Annotated in this window: 21 protein-coding genes and 1 pseudogene; 4 read left to right on the top strand and 18 right to left on the bottom strand. The window is 52.4% G+C overall.

Annotated features, from left to right (window positions below):
- Positions 1 to 9: 9 nt before the first annotated feature.
- Positions 10 to 3,360, bottom strand: a complete 3,351-nt coding sequence (locus BCM02_RS24220) for an S-layer homology domain-containing protein (RefSeq protein ID WP_148931694.1) — start codon at positions 3,358 to 3,360, stop codon at positions 10 to 12.
- On the opposite strand from BCM02_RS24220, the gene BCM02_RS24215 reads away from it, so the two are divergent.
- Positions 3,329 to 3,763 (top strand): TroA family protein, encoded by a 435-nt coding sequence (locus BCM02_RS24215; protein ID WP_148931693.1) that lies wholly within the window; start codon positions 3,329 to 3,331, stop codon positions 3,761 to 3,763. The genes BCM02_RS24220 and BCM02_RS24215 overlap by 32 nt on opposite strands.
- The gene (locus BCM02_RS24210) at positions 3,756 to 4,877 is read left to right on the top strand and encodes a FecCD family ABC transporter permease (protein WP_148931692.1); all 1,122 of its coding nucleotides are present in this window, start codon (positions 3,756 to 3,758) and stop codon (positions 4,875 to 4,877) included. Before BCM02_RS24215 ends, BCM02_RS24210 begins: the two co-directional genes overlap by 8 nt.
- 99 nt (positions 4,878 to 4,976) lie before the next feature.
- Here BCM02_RS24210 and BCM02_RS24205 read toward each other — a convergent pair whose 3' ends face one another.
- From BCM02_RS24205 to BCM02_RS24145, 13 genes and pseudogenes are all read right to left on the bottom strand, one after another.
- A complete protein-coding gene (locus tag BCM02_RS24205) occupies positions 4,977 to 5,558 on the bottom strand; it encodes a TetR/AcrR family transcriptional regulator (protein ID WP_187434385.1) in 582 nt (193 codons plus the stop codon).
- 34 nt (positions 5,559 to 5,592) lie between these two features.
- Positions 5,593 to 6,873: a phytoene desaturase family protein gene (locus BCM02_RS24200; protein WP_148931690.1), complete on the bottom strand. Its 1,281-nt coding sequence runs from the start codon at positions 6,871 to 6,873 to the stop codon at positions 5,593 to 5,595.
- 183 nt (positions 6,874 to 7,056) lie between these two features.
- Positions 7,057 to 7,554 (bottom strand): shikimate kinase, encoded by a 498-nt coding sequence (locus tag BCM02_RS24195; protein ID WP_148931689.1) that lies wholly within the window; start codon positions 7,552 to 7,554, stop codon positions 7,057 to 7,059.
- A 28-nt stretch (positions 7,555 to 7,582) separates the two neighbouring features.
- The gene (locus BCM02_RS24190) at positions 7,583 to 7,894 is read right to left on the bottom strand and encodes a hypothetical protein (RefSeq protein WP_148931688.1); all 312 of its coding nucleotides are present in this window, start codon (positions 7,892 to 7,894) and stop codon (positions 7,583 to 7,585) included.
- A gap of 360 nt (positions 7,895 to 8,254) precedes the next feature.
- The gene (locus tag BCM02_RS24185) at positions 8,255 to 8,803 is read right to left on the bottom strand and encodes a GNAT family N-acetyltransferase (protein WP_148931687.1); all 549 of its coding nucleotides are present in this window, start codon (positions 8,801 to 8,803) and stop codon (positions 8,255 to 8,257) included.
- A gap of 189 nt (positions 8,804 to 8,992) precedes the next feature.
- Positions 8,993 to 9,481: an SRPBCC family protein gene (locus tag BCM02_RS24180; protein ID WP_148931686.1), complete on the bottom strand. Its 489-nt coding sequence runs from the start codon at positions 9,479 to 9,481 to the stop codon at positions 8,993 to 8,995.
- Between the two features lie 424 nt (positions 9,482 to 9,905).
- A pseudogene (locus BCM02_RS36085) lies at positions 9,906 to 10,391 on the bottom strand (DUF2199 domain-containing protein); the annotation flags it as partial.
- Positions 10,392 to 10,435: 44 nt separating this feature from the next.
- The gene (locus BCM02_RS24170) at positions 10,436 to 11,239 is read right to left on the bottom strand and encodes a copper amine oxidase N-terminal domain-containing protein (RefSeq protein ID WP_148931684.1); all 804 of its coding nucleotides are present in this window, start codon (positions 11,237 to 11,239) and stop codon (positions 10,436 to 10,438) included.
- Positions 11,240 to 11,414: 175 nt separating this feature from the next.
- Entirely contained in the window at positions 11,415 to 12,260 is an 846-nt protein-coding gene (locus tag BCM02_RS24165) for a copper amine oxidase N-terminal domain-containing protein (RefSeq protein ID WP_148931683.1), read from the bottom strand.
- A gap of 5 nt (positions 12,261 to 12,265) precedes the next feature.
- A complete protein-coding gene (locus BCM02_RS24160; RefSeq protein ID WP_148931682.1) occupies positions 12,266 to 12,859 on the bottom strand; it encodes a GNAT family N-acetyltransferase in 594 nt (197 codons plus the stop codon).
- A gap of 171 nt (positions 12,860 to 13,030) precedes the next feature.
- Positions 13,031 to 13,450, bottom strand: a complete 420-nt coding sequence (locus BCM02_RS24155) for a hypothetical protein (protein ID WP_148931681.1) — start codon at positions 13,448 to 13,450, stop codon at positions 13,031 to 13,033.
- A gap of 710 nt (positions 13,451 to 14,160) precedes the next feature.
- The gene (locus BCM02_RS24150) at positions 14,161 to 14,838 is read right to left on the bottom strand and encodes a class I SAM-dependent methyltransferase (protein WP_148931680.1); all 678 of its coding nucleotides are present in this window, start codon (positions 14,836 to 14,838) and stop codon (positions 14,161 to 14,163) included.
- Positions 14,789 to 15,805: an AraC family transcriptional regulator gene (locus BCM02_RS24145; RefSeq protein ID WP_148931679.1), complete on the bottom strand. Its 1,017-nt coding sequence runs from the start codon at positions 15,803 to 15,805 to the stop codon at positions 14,789 to 14,791. The genes BCM02_RS24150 and BCM02_RS24145 overlap by 50 nt, the downstream gene beginning before the upstream one ends.
- Before the next feature lie 184 nt (positions 15,806 to 15,989).
- Between BCM02_RS24145 and BCM02_RS24140 the strand changes: the two genes are divergently transcribed.
- Complete coding sequence (locus BCM02_RS24140) at positions 15,990 to 16,244, top strand: Atu4866 domain-containing protein (RefSeq protein ID WP_148931678.1); 255 nt, start codon at positions 15,990 to 15,992, stop codon at positions 16,242 to 16,244.
- Positions 16,245 to 16,291: 47 nt separating this feature from the next.
- Positions 16,292 to 17,020, top strand: a complete 729-nt coding sequence (locus BCM02_RS24135; protein WP_148931677.1) for an SDR family oxidoreductase — start codon at positions 16,292 to 16,294, stop codon at positions 17,018 to 17,020.
- A 102-nt stretch (positions 17,021 to 17,122) separates the two neighbouring features.
- On the opposite strand, the gene BCM02_RS24130 is transcribed toward BCM02_RS24135, so the two are convergent.
- The 4 genes from BCM02_RS24130 to BCM02_RS24115 all read right to left on the bottom strand — a co-directional run bounded on the left by BCM02_RS24130 (position 17,123) and on the right by BCM02_RS24115 (position 22,782).
- A complete protein-coding gene (locus BCM02_RS24130; RefSeq protein ID WP_148931676.1) occupies positions 17,123 to 17,866 on the bottom strand; it encodes a DUF4253 domain-containing protein in 744 nt (247 codons plus the stop codon).
- A gap of 56 nt (positions 17,867 to 17,922) precedes the next feature.
- Positions 17,923 to 18,420, bottom strand: coding sequence for an ankyrin repeat domain-containing protein (locus BCM02_RS24125; protein ID WP_342791332.1), 498 nt, complete (start codon positions 18,418 to 18,420; stop codon positions 17,923 to 17,925).
- Between the two features lie 67 nt (positions 18,421 to 18,487).
- Positions 18,488 to 19,330, bottom strand: a complete 843-nt coding sequence (locus tag BCM02_RS24120) for a helix-turn-helix domain-containing protein (RefSeq protein ID WP_148931674.1) — start codon at positions 19,328 to 19,330, stop codon at positions 18,488 to 18,490.
- Positions 19,331 to 19,467: 137 nt separating this feature from the next.
- Positions 19,468 to 22,782, bottom strand: coding sequence for an S-layer homology domain-containing protein (locus BCM02_RS24115; RefSeq protein WP_148931673.1), 3,315 nt, complete (start codon positions 22,780 to 22,782; stop codon positions 19,468 to 19,470).
- Between the last annotated feature and the right edge of the window lie 133 nt (positions 22,783 to 22,915).

Here is a 22,915-nt window from a genome sequence, read left to right as displayed (position 1 = left end):
AAGAGATGTTCAGGCATTCTCATGCAACATATTTGCAAGTACCTGAGCGGCTTCGGCTCGGGTCGCCATCCCTTTCGGGTTAAAGAATCCTCTCGCATCGCCTCTGATTAATCCGTTGGCATTCGCGATATCCACGGCCTCTGCTGCCCAACCGCTGATTTTGGCGGAATCACGGAAGCTTGCGGCGCTGGATGATAAAGAACCGAGATCGAGTTTCTTCCGGGCGTTGACTAGGATAACAGCCATTTCCTCCCTTGTGACAGGCTTGTTCGGCGCGAATGAATCGGCGCTGACGCCTTGTACGAGCCCATGCTTGTAGGCAGCGGCGACTGTTGCCCCGTACCATGCCGACGCGGGAACATCCTTGAATTCCGAAGTCGGATCTGCCGTCAATCCGAGCGCTTGAACGAGCATCGCTGTGAACTCGGCACGCGATACTGACTTGTTCGGCGCGAACGCATTCGACGATACGCCCGATACGATTTGCTTGGATGCGAGCTCTTCGATAGCCCCGCGCGCCCAATGCGCCGCGTTGACATCCACGAATGCCCGGCGCACTTCAAGAACGCCGTACTTGCTGAAGTGCGATACTTTGGCGACCAGCCGATCACCTACCCGCTGCGCAGGCACGTAGGTTAGCGTGCCAGCCTCCGCAATGTAGTAGACGTTAGTCAAGCGTTTATCAGCTTCCGGGTTTACGTCGAATGACAGCGTGATCGGCTCGTCGAACAATGCAAGCGTGTTCGAAATACCGTCTTTGCCCGTGATCGACAACTTGAAATCATAAACCTTGCCTGCTGATTGAACAGCCGTGCCAGTCGTCGTATTGAGAGCCGCGGACAGTTCGCTATCGGTGACCGGCATGAGCGACATCGAGACTTGCGCATTATCCAGCTGCTCTCTTCCTACTAGCCCGGACAGCTGTTGCAGCACTGCCGCCGGGATGGTAACCGCCCCGTGCTCCCCCTCAAGTTGAATCGCGTTCTTCGCGCCTTCCCCACCTAATATGCTTGCTGGCAGCACCGCGGCTTCGCTCGCCTTGATTTGAAGCGATACAATGCCATTCCTCGGTGCCGGAATATCCGCAGTCTTGAAGACCATAGTAGTTGGCGATTCGGGTTGTGCGGGGTTGCCGCCGACTGGAGGGATGCCGCCGCCCGGGAAGCCACCTCCACCTCCACCTCCGCCGCCACCTGGAACTACGCCGGTGCTGACGACGGTAAAGGAATTGCTCACAGCGATATCCTTATTCGGACCTACGGGCTGGCTGAAGCTGATGGAATACGTACCATCAGCTAGCGTCTTGGAAATTTCGAACCCTTCGTTCGAATCCATGGCCAGTGCTTCGTATACCTTGCGCTGTCCGCTGTCCCTTACTGTAACGATGCCAGGGACGTAGTTATAGTACCCCTTGTGCGAAGCAAGCACTTCTTGCAGTTCCAAGTCGCCGCTCCGTATCGTCGGATCGACGGTTAGCACGACTCGGCCTTCTTCCAGGCGCTGGGTAACGCGCAGCGAGGAACTGGCTGGATCCGCGCTCCCGGTGAAAGGGACCACCGTATCTTTGTCGATCCGGTACGCGCTTCTGGAGCGCCAATACAAGCTCCATGGCTCATCATCGGAACTGCCCGATTCCGTCGTTATGAATAAGCGATAGTTGCCAGGACTGACGTACGCCTCGTTAAACAAAACACCGGTGCCAGATTCAAAATAAATGGAGGTTTCGTCACTTCCGGCGTTTTGCGCATTGAAACCTACGAACGATTGCTTCCCTTGCAGCTGCACGTGATGTATGCCCGGATTTTGCATGCTCCATTTCCCGGTCGCGTCGGCCATCCGAACGTTCCTTTTCAACGCGTAGGCGGTGGATGCTCCGTTGCTCCCTTGGAACAACATATCGAACTGTTGCGGCTTGAATATTACTTTGCCGACCTTAATGCTGCCGTTCGCGCCATATGCTTGGACATAAGCACGATAGCTGTTATCGAAGCCCGCGACCGGGAAATCCGCTTGCACAAATGCGACATAATAATCAACCGGCAAATCGTCTGCTTCCGGTTCGATCGCGACCGCGGACGAAGGATAGCTCACTTCCTTGAGATTCATGAGCTCTTCGCCTGTCAAGATCGCTTGATTATAGTAAAGATCACGTTCTCCGCTGGTCGAATCCAGATATAGAGCCAAGTGCAGGACATACTTCCGATCCTTCGAGAGGTCGATATCGTTCGGGATGATCAATTTGCCGCGATTGAACCATACGTAGCCTGGCAGCGAGCCGTCTTTCTGCGATTGTAATTCCGCTTGTCCGTATGCGAGATCCTCGGGCGCATAGCCGGGCGGCAGTTCAACCGAAATTTCGCTGTAAGAAGTTTTGTCCTCATAGATCGATATATTCGACTGCCCCGACAGCCGGACGACATTAGTTAGAAAATTCTGCTTCGCAAGCTTCAGCGCATAGTCACCTTCTAGCAAAGGAGTACCGACTTCGACGAGCTCGGGAGTGTCCGCTTGAAGAGAATCGCCTACGGCTTGATTGGACGAATCGTAAATCTGGTAGTCGAGTATCGAACCAGCAGCTAACGTGGAGACATTCGGGTCCGCGGGTTCATAGGCAACCTCACCCTCCCCGTTCGTTTGAACTGTCATCGCCTCTTCCTTCATCGCGTCCTCAACCGTGAACACGATCCCGGTCGTCTCTACCCTGTCCCCGATCTTGGCGATCTCGACGTTCGAGATGTCCGCTAGCGCGTTATTCATCTCATCACGGTAATCGGTATAGACTCGCTTGTTCACTTCGCCTGCCTCAAAGACTTGATTCTTCGTCCGCATATTTCGGAAGTCATGACCGATCCCGAGCGTGACATCCCGCTCAACTTTGCCCACTTGATTCGTGAACGTATAACGATAACCGTCCGACTCTACGTAACAAGCAGCCGTTACGTTCGCACCCTTGCTTACGAAATAACGCTTGGCGTAACGATCTTCTTGTTTCAAATCGCCTTGCACGTCCAGTTGGGCTCCTTGCATTCCGGACGCTACTTGCAGCTCTGCCATATTTGCGCCCAAATCCAGCACGGCCGGATTGGCCGAAGGATCGACGGTTCCGCTCAGGAAATACCCGGTTTCGGTTACGGAATCATATAGTTTCGCCTGCATCGTCAAATCATTCTCGGTCTGCACGTACAGCTTGGCCTGGTGATTATCCCCGAACGCGGCTATGGCCGGCCATGCGGACAACTGACCCTGCGCCCCCAATAGGCTGTAGATCAATTCATCGCCCTTTATCGCCTTGGAGGCTTGCACCGTCACGGGCGTCAGTTCGGCTCCGTTGAAGCGAATTTCTCGGTCCTCGCGAGACACGGCGATCAGCCTCTCGCCTGAAGATCTGTCGAAAGTTTACGTGTACACGCCTGCAGATCCGCGCGGCGGGTTCCTGCTGGAGCTTGGCATGGAATTCCCGGCGAGCGTCCAAGAGAAAGTAACCGACGACAAAGCCTTCTACATTGAGCTGAGCGCCGAGAATGCCGATGCCCTGAACGGCGCGGACATGTTGGTTGCCTACGGCGACGACAACTTCCTGAAGACGCTTCAAGCCGACCCGCTGCTGGGCAAGGTACCGGCCTTCCAAAAGGGCGCCGTCGCGCTGATCGGCAACAGCACGCCTCTCGCGGCTGCCGGCACGCCAAGTCCGCTCTCGATCGCGTATACCATTGACGAGTACTTGACCAAGGTCGCCGAAGCTGCCGGCAAGGTCAATGAATAGTCCGTCGATCCCGAAGAACATCCCGCTTCACGCGCACAAGCCGAAGCACTTCTCGAAGGTGCTCGTCATCTCGATCGTTCTGCTCGGCTTGAGCGTGCTCGCCTCGCTCATCCTCGGATCTCGGGGCGTGACGTGGAGCGAGCTGATTAACGCATTATTGCACCCCGGCGTAGACTCCTACGGGTCGAGCGTCATTCACAAGCGAATATCCCGAACCGTCTTCAGCTTGCTCTGCGGCGCCGCGCTTGGCGTATCCGGAGCGCTTATGCAGGCGGTAACCCGCAACCCGATCGCCGACCCCAGCATACTGGGCGTGAACACGGGCGCTGCCTTGTTCGTCGTCTGCGGCATCGCGTTCCTGAACATTAATACGGCCGGTCAATATATTTGGCTGGCTTTGGCAGGGGCCGGGATTACGGCCGTCTTCGTATTCGGCGTCGGCTCCATGGGCCGAGGCGGACCTACGCCGATTAAGCTGATACTGGCGGGGGCGGCGACAAGCGCCGCCCTTTCGTCGCTTGTGAGCGCCATTATGATCCCGCGCGTCAATGTCATGGATCAATTCCGCTACTGGCAAGTCGGCAGCGTCGGTTCGGCAAGCTGGGAATCCGTTTCGACCTTTGCTCCTTTTCTCATCGCTGGGGTCCTCATCGCGATCGTGACCGGCCCTGCGCTCAATGCGCCGGCGCTCGGTGACGAGGCCGCGACCGGACTAGGCGTTCGAACAGGATTGCTGCGGCTAGTCGCCGCCATTGCCGGCGTCATTCTATGCGGCGCGGTTACCGCGCTGGCCGGTCCGATCGGCTTCATCGGCCTGCTCGCGACGCACATCGTGCGCCTGCTTCTCGGCGCCGACCTGCGCTTTATTATTCCCATGTCCGCGATTACGGGAGCGATCGTCTTGACGGTATCCGATGTGATCGGCAGGCTGCTGGGCAGTCCCGGAGAGCTTGAAGTCGGCGTCGTCACGGCGTTCGTGGGCGCTCCAATCTTAATCATTCTAGCGATGAAGTCGAAAGTGCTGTACGTCGCGTCGCGGTTTTATCTGTATGATTTATTGGAGGATCGGCTGTATCAGGGGATGGGGCTTAGCGAGGAGATGAGCGAGGATTAGCGGGGAATAAGGCCAAAAAAGCGCCGCCGGACGATGGGCATGCGCAGCGGGCAAAGCCCGCTACCATCATCCGGAATGACGCTTTAGGATTAAGGTCTATCACACGAAAATCAGCCTTGCGATAATATCCCGCATCGTTCTCTTCCGAATCGAGATGACTTCCTCTTCGGAGATCGTCCCATAGAACTTCCGAATCGCCCTATGGTGAGAGAAATAAAAATACACCGCGCCCAGCAAACTGACCACGTACTCTTCCGGATGATCGACCTTCCGGCATTCGCCGGTCCGGACGCCCAGTTGATACATCCCCATCACCGCCTCGAAGAAGAAATTTTGGTGATGAAGCTGATGAAAGATGTCTCGGTCCTGCGCAACGCTTTGGTCCATAATTTTCACGAAATACGGGTTGCCGTGAAGGAAATCGATGAAATGTTCCATGACTTGAATCAAGTTGTCGCGAACGGATGTCCCCGTAGGTTCGATGGAGACGGACGCCGCTTTTTCGAATAAGTCGTTAATGACCGCCGTGAACAACTCTTCCTTGCTCTTAAAATGATAATAGATTAAGGCTTTGTTCACGCCGGCTGTTTTGGCAATCGTATCGATTCTGGCTCCATCGTACCCTTTCTCCGCAAATGCCTCTAAAGCGGTTTGCAGAATTTTTTCTTTCCCCTGACTCATTGCATTCATTCCCCCGTCTACGAGTTCCAGCTTCTTATACGGTTCCGGACAACAGATCCGCAACCTTCTTCGCGCTATCATAACATGGCATGCCCAGCGCCCCCGACCCTTGCGTAGAATCGCCAACCAAGTATAATCCCCGAACGGATTGGCTTTGCAGCGGCAAAAGTTTCGCATCCGTCCTTCTGGCGATTCCGTTCACCATCGCCCGGTTAATCATCCGTTTGTGTACGACGTGCTTTTCCCATCCAGGATAAACGTTATGGAGCAAAGATTCAAATGCGGCTTGCGATCCCTTCGCGTGGCCGTCGTCCGACTGCTCCTGCGCGGTCAGGAATTTCAGCCCGTTGATCATCTGTCCGCCCGGGGGGACGGAAGAAGGATTGTTTAAGCCGTAATCATTGATGTAGAAGCCTCCGTCGAGATCCAGCAAATTCCCGATATCGCCGCGCAGCCGCTTGGAGAGCATCAGATCATACACGAACACATAATGAGCCGGTTGATTGAAATACCCGCCGAACTCCTCTGCAAGGGATGGATAACCGAGAAGCTTGCCTAACTCTTTCGTCGGAGCGTTCAGCACCACTTCATCGAATGCGATCCGTTCATCCCCGCATACGACGCCTTTCACGCGGTCAGCTTCCACGATAAGATCCGAGACCGGCTTCCCGAACAGGATGCGGCCCCCGTTGTTCGTAACCGCTTTTTGCAGCTCTTCTAATAGAACGTCATACCCCATATAGCTTAGCGGCTCATTCTTCTCGTACTCGGGCCCGGTCAACTCAACGAAACGGTTCATCGAAAACAAATCAAGCGCGCCGTCATAGACAGACAGCGACGCATAAGCGGTCAGCACTTTGGCGATCTCGGGATTGCTCACATTGTCCCGGATCCATTGGCCAACCGACAGCGTCGGCGGAAAAACCGGCGCTTGCTTCACCATTTGGTAAAATTGCTTCACGCATTTCATATGATTAAACAATCCCGAAATGGCGGGAGAGGTCAGCGCGCCGAAGCCAAGCGGGCTCGAGATGACGCGGCCGTTCATCAACAGCTTGAATTTGGCCAAGCTCGCCTTCCGATACGCCATAGGCAGTTCGAGTTCGCGAACGATGGAACGCAACGGTTCCTGTTTAGGGGCCAATACCGCATGGGCGCCATAACTCATCGTGAACCCATTCTTGGTCACGACATGGCTTCTGCCGCCCGCGATCGGCGAGCGTTCCATCACGACAACCTGGTGTCCTCTCTTCGCTAATAAAGCCGCCGTTACCAAACCGCCAAGACCCGCTCCTACAATGCCCACTTTCTTCATACAACCAACCTCCCCAAATTTAGACTAACTGTTTAGTATAATTCTAGCGCCGCACCCCCCGTTTACGCAATGACCAATTTCGTCGTACCCGTGAACGATTTGGGAACATTTTCATTTTACGTTGTGACGGACTTATATGGAAAAGGAGCAGCGCCGCGATGGCCTGCTCCCTGTTCGATCTATTCATGTCTTATGTATGAGTTCCATCATTTCGCCTACGCATTGTTCGATATCCTTGCTTGAGCAATCGATCGTCGTATCGCTGTATTTCTTGTATAGAGGCACCCTTTCCTCGTAAACGTCCTGAAGACTGTTATCTTTCCTCATGACAATCCCTCTGGTCGATATGTTGCCTAGCCTCTTCGCGATCTCTTCGAATGTGACGTGCAAATATAGGACCTGACCGCGTTGTCGAAGGGCCGCCATCGCCACTTCGGAGTAGATGACGCTTCCGCCTGTCGATATAACGCAATTGGTTAGTTGCAGTTCCGACACGGCTTCTTCTTCGATCCACATAAATTCCTCCATGCCGTCACGATCGATGATCTCTTGCAACAACCGGCCTTCACGCTGCTGGATGATAATATCCGTGTCCACGAAATCCATCCCAATCGCTTTGGCGAGCAGTACGCCTAACGTGCTTTTGCCGGCACCCGACATGCCTACGAGAACGATGTTCATAGTTTCCCTCGCTTTTCTCCAAGCCGACCTAAACGTAAAGAATCTCTTCTCGGCCTTCTGTACGCTCGTATCGGATCCAACTCATTTCTTCAATACCGAGTATCTCCTTAAACTTCTCTACAGCGACGAATTCATCCTCATCGTACGTTAGATTACCAGCAAATAGTTCTTCAATGGATTTCAACTGCTCCTCCTTCAGCTCGAATACCTTAAATGCCTCGGCGCTAGCTTCTTTCCTTATGTTTCCATCCAATACTAAGGCATCATCTTCTTCATATTCATCCGGCAGTCCTTCAAGATCACCTTCCATTAATTCGTACAACACTTGAAGGTTGGTCACAATCTCTCCCTTATGAAAGATTTCAATTCCCCAACCGTGATCCTCCAAGTTAGTAAAATACAAGATCGGACAATGTTCTGATAACGTCTCAAGTTTCTCCGATGCTACGAACTCCCCGTCGTCTGGTGTAAAGAATGCAACCCAATCCTCGCTCAACTGTAGAATTGGCGTACCGGATGGAAGTTGCTCGATAAGCTTGGGCTTGTCAATTGCCCGAATAATATTGCCACGGCAGCCAGCGGCTGCCGTCGTGTAGCATTCATTGAGCTATAGTTCCCAGTTAGAGCTTAACATTCAATTTTTCAAGAAAGCACACTATCTTTCGTAGTTTCTTCCAGAATGGTTTTCCTATATGCTTTGTTATTTGGAACAACTAGATCGTTTTAAGTATTCATGCTTCAAAATACTCATCATTATACGATCGACATATTGACCATTTTTATAGACTTCGTCTCTTAGTATGCCATCCTTATTGAAACCAGCCTTTTCATAACTCCGAATAGCACCAGGATTATCAGCATCTACCGTCAAATACACTTTATGAAGGTTTAAACGCTCGAATGCAAAATCCAGGACAACACCTGTCACTTCTGTAGCATAACCTTGCCCCCATACCATTTTGTCCCCAATCCAAATACCAAATTCAGCATGCTTGGACCAAGGATGGATATTAAACAATTGGGTATTGCCAATCGGGATGCCGTCTTCTTTTATTATGGTAAAATAGACAGATGATAGATCTGTTTGCGCGTACTTCCGTGTACGTTCTCTGACCACTTCCGGTGTTAGGGGCATACCGCTTCCTGATGGTAACGTTCGGTTAACTACAGGATCGGACAGCCATTCATATCGTTTTTCCCAATCTTCTTCAACAACACGCCTTAATGTTACTCGTTGTCCGTATAGCATATTTCTCCTCCGTGTACCTAGATGGGTACTTATTTTGTATACTCGTAAATCCATGTAGGGTATTCACGAAAGCTTTTTAGCTATCCTCCCGTTAGCGCAGCGAAGGCAGCCGATCTTTGTGGCCGGCTGCCTTCGGGACATCATTAACCTATCGTTCCCCGTTAGGGATCAATGTCCTAACAATCTAGTCTAGGCCGTTCTTTCTGTGTAGACGGCGAGATTCTCTAGGGAGGACCTCAGACCACTATCGTGATCTTCCTTCCGTATTCCTTCGGGCACGTTCTCACAAACAATAGTAACCGTGGTGCCATCCGTAACGGCTGCCAAGGTCCATGTCATGATCATCTCTCCTGCGAAAACGGGGTCTTCGGAATCGAATTCTACTAATTGTACAATTCGCTCGTTTGGGGTGAGCTCCAAGAATCTCCCTTTTACGACGTCAACATGTTCTGAAGTTTTTCCTTGCGTGGAATGGCCCGTTCCGACATAAGTTAGGGACATTCGATAGACTCCACCGGCTCGTGCGTCGAATTCGTGGATATGACCCTTCATATCCTTCGGCGGAAGCCACGAAACCAGAGCGCCCGCGTCCACGAATGCCTTATAAATCGTTTGCGTTGATGCCTTGATGAGTCTCGAAGCTGAGTCAGTTCTTTTTTCGTTCGATGCGTTCATCATGACTTCAATCCTCCATTTCATAAAGATACGACCATTTTATTATATCAGATGGGACAATTTGGTTGTTGCGATTTTCATATTCCCACATAAGCTTCTCCCGACTATTCCTGTTGAATATATCTTATCTTGGCGCTCTGCGCCATTCATCATCTGAGTTATCCCGCCATGCAATCCAACCCGGCGGAAGATCGGAGAGCTGCATCAAACTTGGATCGAGATCGACCATTTGTTTCAACGATAACAGTCGCGCTTCTTCTTCGATTACCTCTTCGCCATCGAGAAATTGCCACATGCCATCTTCTTCGTCATGGGTTACATATAGCACCGGGCTTTCTCGCCGCATGATTTTCTCTAAGGTAAGGACAGCCGCATGTTCCGGATTTTCAAAGGGCCATAGCTGCTCCTTCAACCTTTCACAATACGCTTCAGCTATCTCTTGAACTCGTTCGACGGTCATTCCCTCTCGTGATTCTACCGCCAGCGGATGTTCGGTGGGTTCGAGCTCAATGTAGGGTCTCATTCCGCCTAGTCTGTGGTGAACCTTTGCTTTCAAATTCAAGGTATCCGGGTAGTCCGGCAGAACAGTAGAGAACCATCCAAGCATGGCCTCTAATTGTTCCGGTTCATCCCCATGGTCATGTACTTTCCTATAATTCGCTTCGCTTAACGATACCCACGCGCCCCAAATAAATTGCTCATCTGTCCCAATGATTGGGATTTCGAGACACCCTCGAATGAAAAAATGCTCGTTGTCCATAACGCATAAGTCTTCGCTCAGCTCAAAGCGTTGTTCTCGTTCCTCGGGAGAGGCGAGTTCATAATATACCGGAGCCTCGGTCCCATAACTGGTTGGAAGTTCATCGTGGTATTCGCCGCAGCAACTACAGGTATATCCGTTAAGATTGTTCATTTCATTCCTCCGACAAGTCGATATAGTGGCCGCCGCGGCTTCGGTTAATCAATAGAAGCGAGCTTCCACTCCCCTTGCTTATCCTTCATGTAGTAGAAAGCGAGATTCGTTTCGTTGACGATACCGTCGCTAGTTTTTACTTTGCCGATAATCGTAATCTCAATCCTTCCGCTCCTGTCATCCATGACTGTCCCTAACGCTTCAAATCGGTATTCATTTTCAAGTAAGTATATGAATGCGCTGGGCGTAGTGCTGTTTATGAAGACACTTTTAAACGTATCGATGTCCTTTTCCGCCATCGACGCCAAAGCTGTCTTGAGGTTCTCGATTATGACTTCATTAAGCAGCGGGTCGTCGCCAGACTTCCAATCTATGAAGACACCGGACGAGAACGCTTCTTCTTGTTGTTCGGTCGCCGAGTTGCTAATTATGACCGCAGATCGTTCAGCCTCATAGTTCACTTGAAAGCCGAAGGCTTCGCCAATAAATCGTAGAGGCACTAAAACGCGCCCTTTCACAACGGTAAGAGGTGCATCAAGCTTCACCTCTTGGCCGTTTACCCGAGCCATCTTTTCGCGGAGACGCAGCATGGCATATTTCCCCTCTTTGTTTTTGACGGTCGCAATCTTATTGGTTCCGTCCCACAGGAATTCGAGATCGAGGGAGGCGAGCGCGCGAAGCGGAACCAGCACGCGCCCTTTTTCAATTATGGGGTCTACATCCGATTGGACGACTTTCCCGTCGACTATAGGGGTAATCGCTTTTCCCGTGGATGCCGCACGAACCGGAGTTACAGTAGCCAGAAGCATTAGCGTAGAGATTACGAGCAGGATTGCTTTCTTATTCATAGCCGCACCCTCTTTGGTAAATTTATACCAATTAGACGCACGGGGAGGCAACTTGTTGCTTCATTTTGCGGGTCCATTCAAATTTTATCGGCACCTCGATATCACCTGGCATGCACATATAACAAAACAGCAGCAGCCAATTTTCTGGCGCCGCTGTGATGGCCGTTGTATTACGTTAAGGTGTTGTGTTACTGATCATCGTTAGAAAACCGTTCTTACCGGCGATAGCATTTAATTCCCAGATTTCTTGACTGGCTTTGGAGGAAAAGGCGTACCATCGCTTTTCAGTCTCTGCATAAATCACAACCTTGGGTTCTCCCTCGTCTTCTCCTTCAGATGGGACTTCAGCGTAGAGACCGAAACTTGTTATGCTGTCCCCGTTCTCACCTACAAAATCAATCTGCACCACTTGATCATAATCTCCGGGCAATCGATTATGTACATTCAGCGAGATCCTGGCGGGAGCCTCCACCTCGTTGCCTTTGTTTTGCATGAGAAGGTTATACATCGTTTCGATATAGGCATGTCCTTGGAGTTCATCGACTATGCTGCCCATCGTCATTTGAATTTCTTCCTGTACCGCTGCTACCTGGACGCCATCTATATAGAATGGCTTGGTGTCGACGCTCACGGTTGTATGGGAATAATTCACCGTACAGCCGAACGACTGCGCGAGAAAGCGAAGCGGAACGAATAGACGATTGTCTTTCAGGTATGGCTTTGCATCGAGCAGCACCGTTTTACCGTTGAAGACCGCTTTATCGCTGTTCAAGGTTAGGACGATCTTCCGGTCATTTTTCGTAAGCGCGACCTCCGTACCCGACCAATGCACGTTAGCTCCCACATTCTCGCTGATCACCCGCAAAGGGACCATCATGCGATTATTCTTCATTTCGGGCTTAACCTCGGCAAGAATGGTAACCCCGTCCACTTTCATTTGGATGTCCGCCGCGTAACCAACTGAAGAGGCCGTCAGGATGAATAGTAGGGCCAAGAGAATTGCCGGGAGGATCTTTTTCATAACTTTCACTCCTTTTTCGTCTGATGGTTTTTGGAAAGATAATCGTGGTATTCATCTTTGGTTAAACCGTACAAGATCGAATCATGATATCTTCCGTTCGTGTAGAACACTTGGCGTCGAATTCCTTCTTGAACGCATCCTACCTTTCTGAGCATGGCAGCTGATGCCTCGTTCCCTTCCAGAACATAATCATTGAATTTATGAAGTCTACGCTCGAAGAACGCATAGTTTAAGAGGATGTGCAATGCTCTGGTCCCATGCCCCTTCCCTCGATAGGGATGATCAATCACGATGCCTATACTAAACGTGCCGTTTCGTTCATCGATGCTGTTAAGATTAATACCGCCTACAATGTCACCATTCAAAGTTTCAATCGTAAACATGATCCTTCTGTTCGTTGAAGAAAAATCCGCGTTTTCTTCCGTGAATTTTTTCGCTTCCGAGATGGTAGGAGGCAGCTCGATCGCACATTCCAAGAACCGACGCGCCGGAGTGTCATACGCGCTCTCATAGCAACTTTCCCAATCCTCTAGCGCAATCGCACGTAATCTAATCGCCTCGTCTTGCCAAAAGTAATTGCTGTAATCCATATTTCGCATAGAAACACCTCCATTTTTTAGATGCTTCTCGTAATTATAACCAAGGAATTCAGGTAGGCGTATGGTAATTTAAGATTATAAGCATTCTGCTCGTTATCGCGGCGAAGGCAGCCGACTAGTGTGACGGCTGCCTTCGTATATGTGAACTTTATCCTTTAGCCTAATTAATAATTACTCGTTAAACAGCCACTTTTCCCCGTATCCGCCGCCTGATGGGCTTGGATCTTGATCATGAATGTTATTTACAGTTTTCACAGCCCTATACCAAGCTATATATAGAACATTATTTTTATAATACGAAACTCTGTAGATGTCATTGTATTTATTATATTCGTTACCGAATGGCGTATCTTCGTTTTGGATATGATCAATACTTTTCAGCTCTCCACCATGTTGATTTATCACCTCAGCCATCTCCTTCTTTAACGCTCTCTCGTGAAGAGATGTCATCAGCAGCATTACTGGCACATTAATCAAGAATATTGACAAGATTATCAATATAAATGCACCTTTCTTTTTTCTGAAAATAACGCCCAGTATAATTCCAGTGAGAAGAACGGCAACAAATATTATCAGCAACAGTGTCTGCATCTTATATTCCTCACAATATTTTTCATGTAACCTTCTTTAACAATTGGCTTAGCCTCCCTATTTCCTCACCGTATAAATATACGGTACCATCCCGTTAAACGTCCCCATGGCTGGTTGCTGCTGTCGATTAATCAAATCTAAAGTCTATATCAATTTGTAATTTAGCGACAGAAACAAACCGTTTCAGATCTTTAATGCCCGATTGGAGGTATTCCCGATCATAAATAAAGCCGCCATTAAGGGCCGTTCTCTTGATTACAGCGTCTATATATTTTGAAGTTGAAATTGTATATGTTAGAAATAAATGGCCCTTTCGATTTATATGTTCAAGCGACATGGTGAAGTCTTCTGGAGAGATCGCACTAATGCTGCATTTTTCTGATAAATCCCCTTGTTCGAGTCGTCTAATAAACTTAACCAGATCATCTATTGAGAACCATATATCTATATTCCAACCTGTGAATTTATTATCGAGCACCTCAATGGAACAAGATAAGCTAGGATGGTTACTATGTGTGTACTGTTCTAAGGAGAAAGTTATGTATGAATCTCTATCATCGGAGTAAATCCTAAAGTCATATTCTGTTCTTAGATTAGAAATAGTTATTCCTCCTTATTAATTCTTACAATTTGAACATTGTTACCGCGCTAACCTCCCCATTATCGTGAGGAAGGTGCCGTCTTACTAGTCGACCGCCTTCGTATGAAACTTAAGGTTTAACAGCTTTCCATATAAACTTGTGTTCTTTTATTCCAAGTTTTCCTCCAATATGATGTTCGCGAATCTTTACATCCAATTCGGGTCTATATTCAGGTAACATGTAGTCTGGATTCCCAGGTACATCTGCTAGAAATTTGGCAAACTCCAACTCATTCGGGAAGTAAGTAACGGATTCATTGAACTCCTCAATGACGATGTCCTTAAAGCCGTTTGCCAATAAGCGTTCCCTTACGGCCTCTATGCTCGTGTGAATTCCAAAAATAACTCCCCCCGGAGATAACAGTCTGCCGTGGTTAAGGATCGAAGTTGGTCCTCTGCGGTCATAGATTAAATCAAATTCCTCGTCTTCAAAGGGCATGGGGGCTTTTGTCGTCGCATAGATGAAGTCTACATTGCGGATCTTGCTGGAACTCAATAACGACTGCGCGATTTTGATTAATTCCTTGGAGTTATCAAACCCGATGATTCGACTGGCATACGTAGACATCTTTAACGTGAATTCACCGTGGCCGCACCCCGCGTCCATCACTGATTTATAGCGAGGCAACATGGTCATTAAGCGTTCTTCAAAAATATCTTCGGCAGATTTGCCTTCAACCGTGTACACGGCTCTGCTTTTATACCCGCCGTTCCTTCTTGCTATCATATCGTACCACTCGATTCCCATGCATAACCTCCAATGCAATTTTAGATCCTGAGGGATCTTCGCTCCCATGCAACATGCCACCACCACTCAGCAGCGTATCCCGCATCCGGCGAATATCTCGAACCGGGGGAAGACCGAACATGCGAGCATATTCGCGGCTAAAATGCGAGGGGCTTTCGTAGCCGACCTGGAAAGCCGCCTCGGCCGCCGTGGTCGTCTCGCTTATCAGGAGCCGGCGCGCCGCTTGCAGCCGAATCTGTTTCTGGTACTGGATCGGGCTCATGCCCGTCACTTCCTTGAAGTAGCCGTACAAGGAAGAAACGCTCATCCTGGCCTCCTCCGCCAATTCCTCGATACGCAGCGGCAGGGCGAAGTCGCGGCCCAGCCGCTCGATGACCTTCGCGATCCGCTGGGCGTGGCTGCCGATCAACGCAAACTGCCTCAGGGCATTGTGTTGCTCATGTTGCAGTACCCGGTAAATGATCTCCCGGATGACATACGGCGCCATCACCGGAATATCTTGCGGCGTCTCCAGCAGGCGGACCAGGCGCAGCACGGCATCGTAGAGCATCTCGTTCATGCGGCTTACGACTAGGCCTCGGCCGGTATCGTTCTTGCGATGGCCGATGGGTTCGGAGGCTTGGATGACCTCGAGAATCCGGGGCATATCGAACTGCAGCTGAAGGCTAAGATACGGCGCTTCCGGCGAAGCCTCGATGATTTGACCCGCGATGGGCAAATGCACGGAAGCCGTCAGATAGCTGTCCGGATCATACCGGTAGCTCTCTTGCCCCAACATGACGACCTTCGCGCCCTGCGCCACGATGCATAGGGACGGCTCATAGACGGAATAGACCGGCTCGGATAATCGCGACGCGCGAATCAACCGCAAGGCGGGAATCCGCGTCTCCTGCGTACCGTCTTGCTCGGCGAACCGATCGATCAGCCGCACCAGTTCCCCACGCCGTTTAAAGGACAATTCATCCATACGGTCGTACTTCTCCTCCTTGTTATTGCTTACCTTTAACAATAAAATCCATTGGAGGATTAGGCAAGACCAACGTAATATCCGGCTACCGCCGCTTCCGCGATCGGAGCCATAATGAAATTGTAACAAGCGGTATGCATAAGAGCGACCGCATCGGTTCCTATCTATGAAAGGAGAGGCGGACATGAACAACGGCAATCCCCAATCGCATCGCTATGTCGGCATGTGGGTGACGAAGGATGGATACATCCGGCATGAACTGCTGCCGGACGGCCGGTATGACGAAGCCCGCGGCAATCGCAAGAGCGCCTACCAAGGCCGCTATTCCCTGGAAGGCGATCATATCGAATACGTGGATGATACCGGCTTCACGGCCGACGGCGATTTTCGCGACGATGTGCTCTACCACGCGGGCATGGTGCTCTATCGGGAGAAGTAGCCGCAGTAGCATGCTTGAAGCGGATCGAACAAAAAGGAGAGATGGCAATGTCAGCGGTAAAAGGGAAAGTAGTGGTCATTACGGGGGCGAGCAGCGGGATCGGCGAAGCGACGGCGAGGCTGCTCGCGAGCCTAGGTGCGCATGTCGTCCTAGGCGCAAGACGGGTCGAGCGGTTGGAGTCGCTGGCAGCCGCTATTCAGGCGGATGGCGGTTCGGCGGTCTATCAACAGCTGGACGTCACCGAGCTTGATCAGATGCGGACTATGATTCGGTTGGCCCAAAGCAGGTTCGGCCGCGTCGATGTCGTCGTGAACAATGCCGGCGTGATGCCGCTCTCCCCACTAGAAGCATTGAAGATCGACGAGTGGAACCGGATGATCGACGTGAACATCCGGGGCGTGCTGCATGGCATTGCCGCCGGGCTGCCCGTCATGAAGAAGCAGGGATTCGGCCACATGATCAACGTCGCTTCCATCGGGGCCTATGAAGTCTCGCCGACGGCAGCGGTCTATTGCGCCACCAAGTATGCCGTGCGCGCGATCACCGAAGGCTTGCGGCAAGAGACGGGACGCGACATCCAAGTGACGCTCGTGTCGCCGGGCGTGACTGAATCCGAGCTCGCGGACAGCATTTCGGACGGCGAAGCCAGGGAGCTGATGAGGACATACCGTCGCCATGCGCTTCCTGCATCCGCCATCGCCCGGGCTATCGCTTACGCGATCGAGCAGCCGGCGGGGGTAGACGTGAGCGAGCTCGTCGTCAGGCCGACGGCTTGAGAATCGTTGAGCCGGCCCGTTACTTGATTGAAACAGGGAGCAGCGCCTAGGCGACCTGCTCCCTGCTTGGATCATCTAACTTCTTTATTTCCGCTATCCGATTTAATCCCACCAAAAATACCAGTACGGAGAATCCAGAAGCGAACCAGCCAGCAAGTTGACCGTCCCCACGCCTTGCCACACAATGTCGCCGCAAAATCCAAAATGCTCCCATGCTAGTTTCTCGGCTTCTTCCTGCGTGCCAGGCGGGTGCTCGACAACCAGTTCCCAAACATCGCGCGTGACTAATCCCGGACTGGCTCCGTATTTCTCATACCAGTATTTGAACACGGCGACTTGTTCCTCCGGCATCGGACAAGCATTGAACCCGCCCATCGGGATCCAAGCGGCTGCTTCCCAAGGTTTAGTCGTAGGGATTTTGGCAAGGATGATGCTCTGATTGAGCACCTCGGGGATGGAGACAAAATGATTCAACTTTGCTTCCTCGATCTCAAACTCGCCGGCGAGATCAAACTCTTCGTCCTCCTCCTCATCGGGCATAGACTCCGCAACGAGTCTCTTTAGTAACACTGCGGCATCCAACTCATTCGCTCGGGCAAGGATGGATTCCCGATCATGCTTACTCGTCATCATCTCGATGTGGTCAGCGATCGTCTCCGAAGGGACGATGATAAGCGGGGTATATCCTTCTTTCTCTCCTTCTAGCAAAGCTTGACGGTATTTCGCCATGACGCCTTGCGCATCGTTCTCATGAATGATCCGACATTCGCAATCCAAGTTAGCTATGATCGCTCGGAGCGGGTCACGCTCTTCCTCTTTTTTCTTGAATCGATCGAATATCCCCATGCGACCTCATCCCTCCCTAAAAGCGCAGCCAATGGCATGAAGCCATCGCGCCAAAATTACTCGACGCGCTCCAGTGCCGCCGCGACGCGAAGATTGCCTCTCTCCTTCGCAAGGGCACCGGCGTCTACGCCGCCTTCTATCCTCGCCTCCACATCGGCACCGTGCTCCCGCAATAATTCGATCAGCTCCGCATTGTCATCATGGAAGGCTGCCGTATGTAAGCTCGTATGTCCGTTACTATCGAATATGTTCGGGTTGGCGCCGTTCATCAACAGCACGCGGATGACTTCCATATCCCGTTTGCCGGCGATCGCGGCGTGAAGGGCGGTATTCGAGGGGATGTAGGCAACTTTCGAATGGGAGACCGCATTAACCTCGGCGCCATGCGCCAACAGCACCTTCACGGCCCCCGCCTGCCCGTAGTGCGCGGCGAAGCCCAATGGCGTCAAGCCGTCTTCATTCTCCGTTTTGGCCAGCGTAACATCCTGCTCCAACAACAGCTGTAATTGCTCCCGATCGCCCGAACGGGCCGCGGCGAAAAATTCCTGGATCACGTTTACTCCACCTTCCATTGACAGTTGGATTACTATTCCAGTGTAATCGATATCGGCGTGCCTCGACTTATTCAATATCACCTTTTTTGCGGAATACTGCAGGCGAAACGCCAAATCGTCTTGCGAATAAATTAGTAAAGGTTCCGTGACTTTGAAAGCCGACGCGCATACACACTTCCGTCACCGTCTCGTTGGTGGATAGGAGCAATTTTTTCGCCTCGCGCAGACGCCTCTCTACAATAAACCGGTGCGGGGAATACCCGAACAGAAGTTTATAATTACGCAGAAAATGATTGGGTGACAAGCAGGCCGCGCGCGCGATGTCCGATAACCCGATCTCTTGATCGAAATAGGCCGACATATATTCATGACCCGTCTGTATGCGTCTGTAAAGTTCCTCTCTTGTCGAAGCGCGTAACGCCGGCAGCTTCCGCATGTCGTGGCAGACTTGCCCATGAATCGTGAGAAGTCCTTGCAGAATGGCATGCATCAGCTCTTCTACCCATAAGTCATCCCCCGAACAAACCCGCAGCGATTGAAGCAGAGGAGATAACGCGGCATTATCGGTTGGATACGTCTTCTCTACAAATTCGAACGACGAGGGAGACCGCTGCTCGAAAGGGTTGTCCAGCAGCGCGGCACTCGAAGTGATGCAAGTTCGGAGTACTTCCTCCGCCATCCCCTCGGGAAAAAACACGCAAAACGACTCGACTTCCGTCTCCCAATCGATCGTGATGGCGTATTCTTGGCCGCGATTAAGCAGTAAATACGTTCCTTCTTCGACCCGATAATGGCCGCGTCCGGTATTGTAGTAAGCCCAGCCGTTGCGGAAGGTTTTGATCGATAGCGCCCCGGAACCTCGCCAATAATACTGCTTGCTCTTCTCGTGCAGAATCGGTAAGTAGGCCATGAAAGGAGGTCCCCTGTTGGAATAGAATATCTATGAGAGTAGTTCTACATCCTCCCAAAATTATCCTTCTCCCCGCAAATACAAGAAAGCCGGACGCCCTATGGGCTGTCCGGCTCGTTGTTATCCTTGCCTGCTGCTTAGTTGATAAAATGGATCTGCTGCAGCACGCGCGTAATCATGACCGCTGCTTGCGCGCGCGTGGCCGGCGAAGCCGGCGTCAGGTTGCCCCCCGCATCCGCGCGGATAATGCCCGCGTTGACCGCTTGCGCGACGGACGTCTTCGCCCATGCGCTGATCTCGTCGGCGTCGGACGCGCCGGCAATGACGCCGCCGTCTGCGTCCGGCTTATGTCCCGCCGCTTCCATCGCCCGGCTGATCATGACCGCCATCTGTTCGCGCGTCACCGGCGATTGCGGCGAGAACGTCTCGTCGGCGCCGCCTTGGACGAGGCCGAATTTGACGACGGCGCCGAGCTCGGATGCATACCAATTCGCGCCGGTCACGTCCTTGAACTTGCCGGCCGCTTCCGGCTGGCCGTTCAAGCCGAAGCTGCGGGCGAGCATCGCCGCGAATTCGGCCCGCGTTACGATCGTATCCGGGTTGAACCGCTCGTCCGCATCCCCGCTTAGAATCTGCTTCGTAGCCAGCAGGCCGATCTCTTGTTTCGCCCAATGCGAAGCCGTATCCGCGAACTGCTTGTCCGCCTCGATCACCGTATAGATGCTGTTGCCCGTCCGCTTCATCGTGGCGGTCATTACGCCATCCTTCTCCTCGAAGACGGCCGGCACGAACGTCATTTTGCCCGTCTCGGGATTGTACATGACGGCGGTTGCCCGGCTGGCATCAACCGATTTGTTTAGATGAACGGTACGCGATACGAAGGTTTTGTCGAAGTCGTGGATGTCGAGCGCTTTGCCGCCCGCTTCGACCTTAATGCCGAAATCGATCGGGTCCGCCAACTGCTCCCCGCCAAGCGCCTTCACTTGCTCCGCGACCTTGGACGAATCTTCGCCGCTCAGCTTCTCCATCGTTATCGATACGTTCATGTCGCCCATCGGGACGCCCAGCTGCTTCGCAAGCGCGTCCAGCTGCAGCGCCTGTACGGGCAGATCGTAGCTGGCGAAGGACGTTTCGAGCGCGACGACCGCTTGACCGCCGGCTTGGCTTGCCCCTTGCAGCAGCGCCTGTGCCGGGAGCGCCGCCTTGACGCTTGGCTCGTCCGTGCCCAGCTTAATCGCGATCGTCGGCTGATTCCCTCCGCCCGGAGCGACGCGCGCGGCTTCGAACGCGGCGGCCAGTTGATTCGCGTTCACCGCGGCTTCTACCCGTTTCTCGCCATTGGCGGCTTGCACCACTTTCACCGCGGCCGAATCCAGCTGGACCGGTACGGCTGCCGGCTTAACCTGCTCTTGCGATGCGGCTATTGCCGGCTGCGTCGTTGTCGGCTGCTTCATATCGTCTGTCGGCGTCGTTGCCGACGAAGGCGAACTCGAGCTGACTTGCGAACCGGAAGCGGAACTCGAACCGGATTTACTGCCTGAGCCCGACGCGTTCGCCCCGGCTTTCTCCAGGAACAGATCCACCGTCATGCCCTTATCTTCTTCGAGATTCTCGTCCGAGGGATCCAAGGTTACGGACTCCTTCAGCACGCCGGTATACTGCTGCTCTCCGACCGTGACGACGAGCTCGGTCTCCAGCGAGTAGTCGCCGAACGGCACATCCGGGAAATTATATTCGCCTTGTTCATTGGTCGTGTCCATCTTGAAATCCCCGGTCTCCAGGGATGTGATCTTCACTTTCACGCCGGCGAGCCGCAGATCTTCGTCGTTTGCCCGAACGACGCCATGAATGCCGTATCCGTTCGAAGCTTCCTCCTGATCTTCCGATGGTGAAGGCCCCTTATGTTCGGACGGATCCTGGATGACGCCGTTCAAGGTGATTTCGTCCATCGCCATTCCGGAACGGTTACGAATGCCGCTGACCTTGAGCGAATAGTTCGCCTTGCCGATCGCGTCCTTATCCAGCATGAGGCCATCGATCATGACCGCGTTGTCGAAAGGGTAGTACTTGAGCATCAGCCGCGAAGCGTCCACGGGTTGTCCGTCCACCTCGAGCACGTAGTTGCTCTTATTCAACACGTCCGCGCGATTGACCGTATCCGAGAACGCTAACCTGGCAGCGAACGGATAGACGTCCGTCTTCATAATCGCCGGCTTCCCATTGTTATTCATGTAGCTGTTAACATCAAAAGAGACTGTGAAGTTGTTCGTCAGCGGCGTTCCCGCATAATCCTTGATACCGGCCTCGCCGCCCGCAAGCGTAAGTTCATACGTAGCGGAGGAATCGAGCAAGCCTTCGAATGTGACGCGAATCTCCTGGATGTTCGCCTCGTACTCCACGGACGCGAATTGCTCCACGTTGAGCGGCACATCGACGGTCTCGCCGTTTTCGCCCTTCCTGCTGAACTTCACGATACCGTCGGCTTTCAGCTGCTCCAGCTGTTCCGCATCGAAGTCCGCATCATGAAGTTCGAGCCAGATGGCCGGCAGGTCAACCGGCACGTCCTCCGCGTCCGCGAACGAGGATGGGAACGAGCCGTCGATGCCGATATGGAAGCCTTTGTCGCCTTCCCCGTAGTATTGCTGACCCGGCTGCTCGTCGAGCGGCAGCAGGTTGACCGTTGCTTCCACGCTCTCGCCTGTTTCGCCGACGACGCTCGGCGACACCGACACGACGGGATAGACCGGCGTCACGAGCCCATTCGCGCCTTCGCCGCTGAGGACGACCTCGAGATGATTGTCCATTTGCCCTTTTTGAACCGTGTAGGCGAACCCTGCCGGCAATCCTGTCAAGGTGACGGCATCCTCGGGAATCGACTCTTCGACCGTGCCCGGCAGCGACAGCACGAACGTATAGTCTTGGGACAGATGCTTCAAGTCCGTGTTGACGAATGCGGTGGCGTCAACGGTATAGACCGGGAACGGATCTGCTTCGGTAACCGGCTTGACGATCGTGACGGCAACCGGATATTTCGACAACGGCGATTCGATCAGCTGTTCGTCATCGGTTGAATAGAGGGCCGACACGCGGTAATAATAAGTTTGGCCGCCTACGCTCACGCTGACCTGATCCGTATAACGACGCATCATATCTTCTTTGTCATCCTCGTTGAGGTCATCCTCATTGAGAACGCCCACTTCGGCATATTCCCCGAAAGGCGTATCCGAACGATAAATTTTATATTGCACGGCTGAATTGATCTTGCCCCAGCTGAGATCCGCCTTGACTCCGCCATCGGCTAACATTGCGAACCGAAACTCGGGCACGGCGAGAACGCTGCCTCCCATTTCGTCTTCCGCGGCATATACAGGAATGATCCCCGACAGCCCAACCATAACGGCGACGACGCTCGACAATGCGGCATGCTTCCTTCTCGATCTCTTTTGGCTCAACTCGATGCGCTCCTTCTAGGTCCGTTTTGCGAATAGCCGGCTCCCTGCCCAAGTGAAGGGCAATGAACCCGCTTTCCGCCATATACCTATCATCGTCACCGTGTTCATTATCCCTGAATGGGGACTAGTGGTT

Source organism: Paenibacillus methanolicus, assembly GCF_008124765.1.
Taxonomy (GTDB): Bacteria; Bacillota; Bacilli; order Paenibacillales; family Paenibacillaceae; genus Paenibacillus_Z; species Paenibacillus_Z methanolicus.
The sequence above is the reverse complement of the archived record's forward strand: the minus strand, read 5'-3'. Positions and strand labels throughout refer to the sequence as shown.

Excerpts from the sequence above, each read along its gene's own strand:
- BCM02_RS24210 (WP_148931692.1), top strand. The coding sequence starts at position 3,756 with ATGAATAGTCCGTCGATCCCGAAGAACATCCCGCTTCACGCGCACAAG.
- BCM02_RS24205 (WP_187434385.1), bottom strand. The coding sequence starts at position 5,558 with ATGAGTCAGGGGAAAGAAAAAATTCTGCAAACCGCTTTAGAGGCATTT.
- BCM02_RS24200 (WP_148931690.1), bottom strand. The coding sequence starts at position 6,873 with ATGAAGAAAGTGGGCATTGTAGGAGCGGGTCTTGGCGGTTTGGTAACG.
- BCM02_RS24195 (WP_148931689.1), bottom strand. The coding sequence starts at position 7,554 with ATGAACATCGTTCTCGTAGGCATGTCGGGTGCCGGCAAAAGCACGTTA.
- BCM02_RS24185 (WP_148931687.1), bottom strand. The coding sequence starts at position 8,803 with ATGCTATACGGACAACGAGTAACATTAAGGCGTGTTGTTGAAGAAGAT.
- BCM02_RS24180 (WP_148931686.1), bottom strand. The coding sequence starts at position 9,481 with ATGATGAACGCATCGAACGAAAAAAGAACTGACTCAGCTTCGAGACTC.
- BCM02_RS24170 (WP_148931684.1), bottom strand. The coding sequence starts at position 11,239 with ATGAATAAGAAAGCAATCCTGCTCGTAATCTCTACGCTAATGCTTCTG.
- BCM02_RS24165 (WP_148931683.1), bottom strand. The coding sequence starts at position 12,260 with ATGAAAAAGATCCTCCCGGCAATTCTCTTGGCCCTACTATTCATCCTG.
- BCM02_RS24160 (WP_148931682.1), bottom strand. The coding sequence starts at position 12,859 with ATGCGAAATATGGATTACAGCAATTACTTTTGGCAAGACGAGGCGATT.
- BCM02_RS24155 (WP_148931681.1), bottom strand. The coding sequence starts at position 13,450 with ATGCAGACACTGTTGCTGATAATATTTGTTGCCGTTCTTCTCACTGGA.
- BCM02_RS24150 (WP_148931680.1), bottom strand. The coding sequence starts at position 14,838 with ATGGGAATCGAGTGGTACGATATGATAGCAAGAAGGAACGGCGGGTAT.
- BCM02_RS24145 (WP_148931679.1), bottom strand. The coding sequence starts at position 15,805 with ATGGATGAATTGTCCTTTAAACGGCGTGGGGAACTGGTGCGGCTGATC.
- BCM02_RS24140 (WP_148931678.1), top strand. The coding sequence starts at position 15,990 with ATGAACAACGGCAATCCCCAATCGCATCGCTATGTCGGCATGTGGGTG.
- BCM02_RS24135 (WP_148931677.1), top strand. The coding sequence starts at position 16,292 with ATGTCAGCGGTAAAAGGGAAAGTAGTGGTCATTACGGGGGCGAGCAGC.
- BCM02_RS24130 (WP_148931676.1), bottom strand. The coding sequence starts at position 17,866 with ATGGGGATATTCGATCGATTCAAGAAAAAAGAGGAAGAGCGTGACCCG.
- BCM02_RS24120 (WP_148931674.1), bottom strand. The coding sequence starts at position 19,330 with ATGGCCTACTTACCGATTCTGCACGAGAAGAGCAAGCAGTATTATTGG.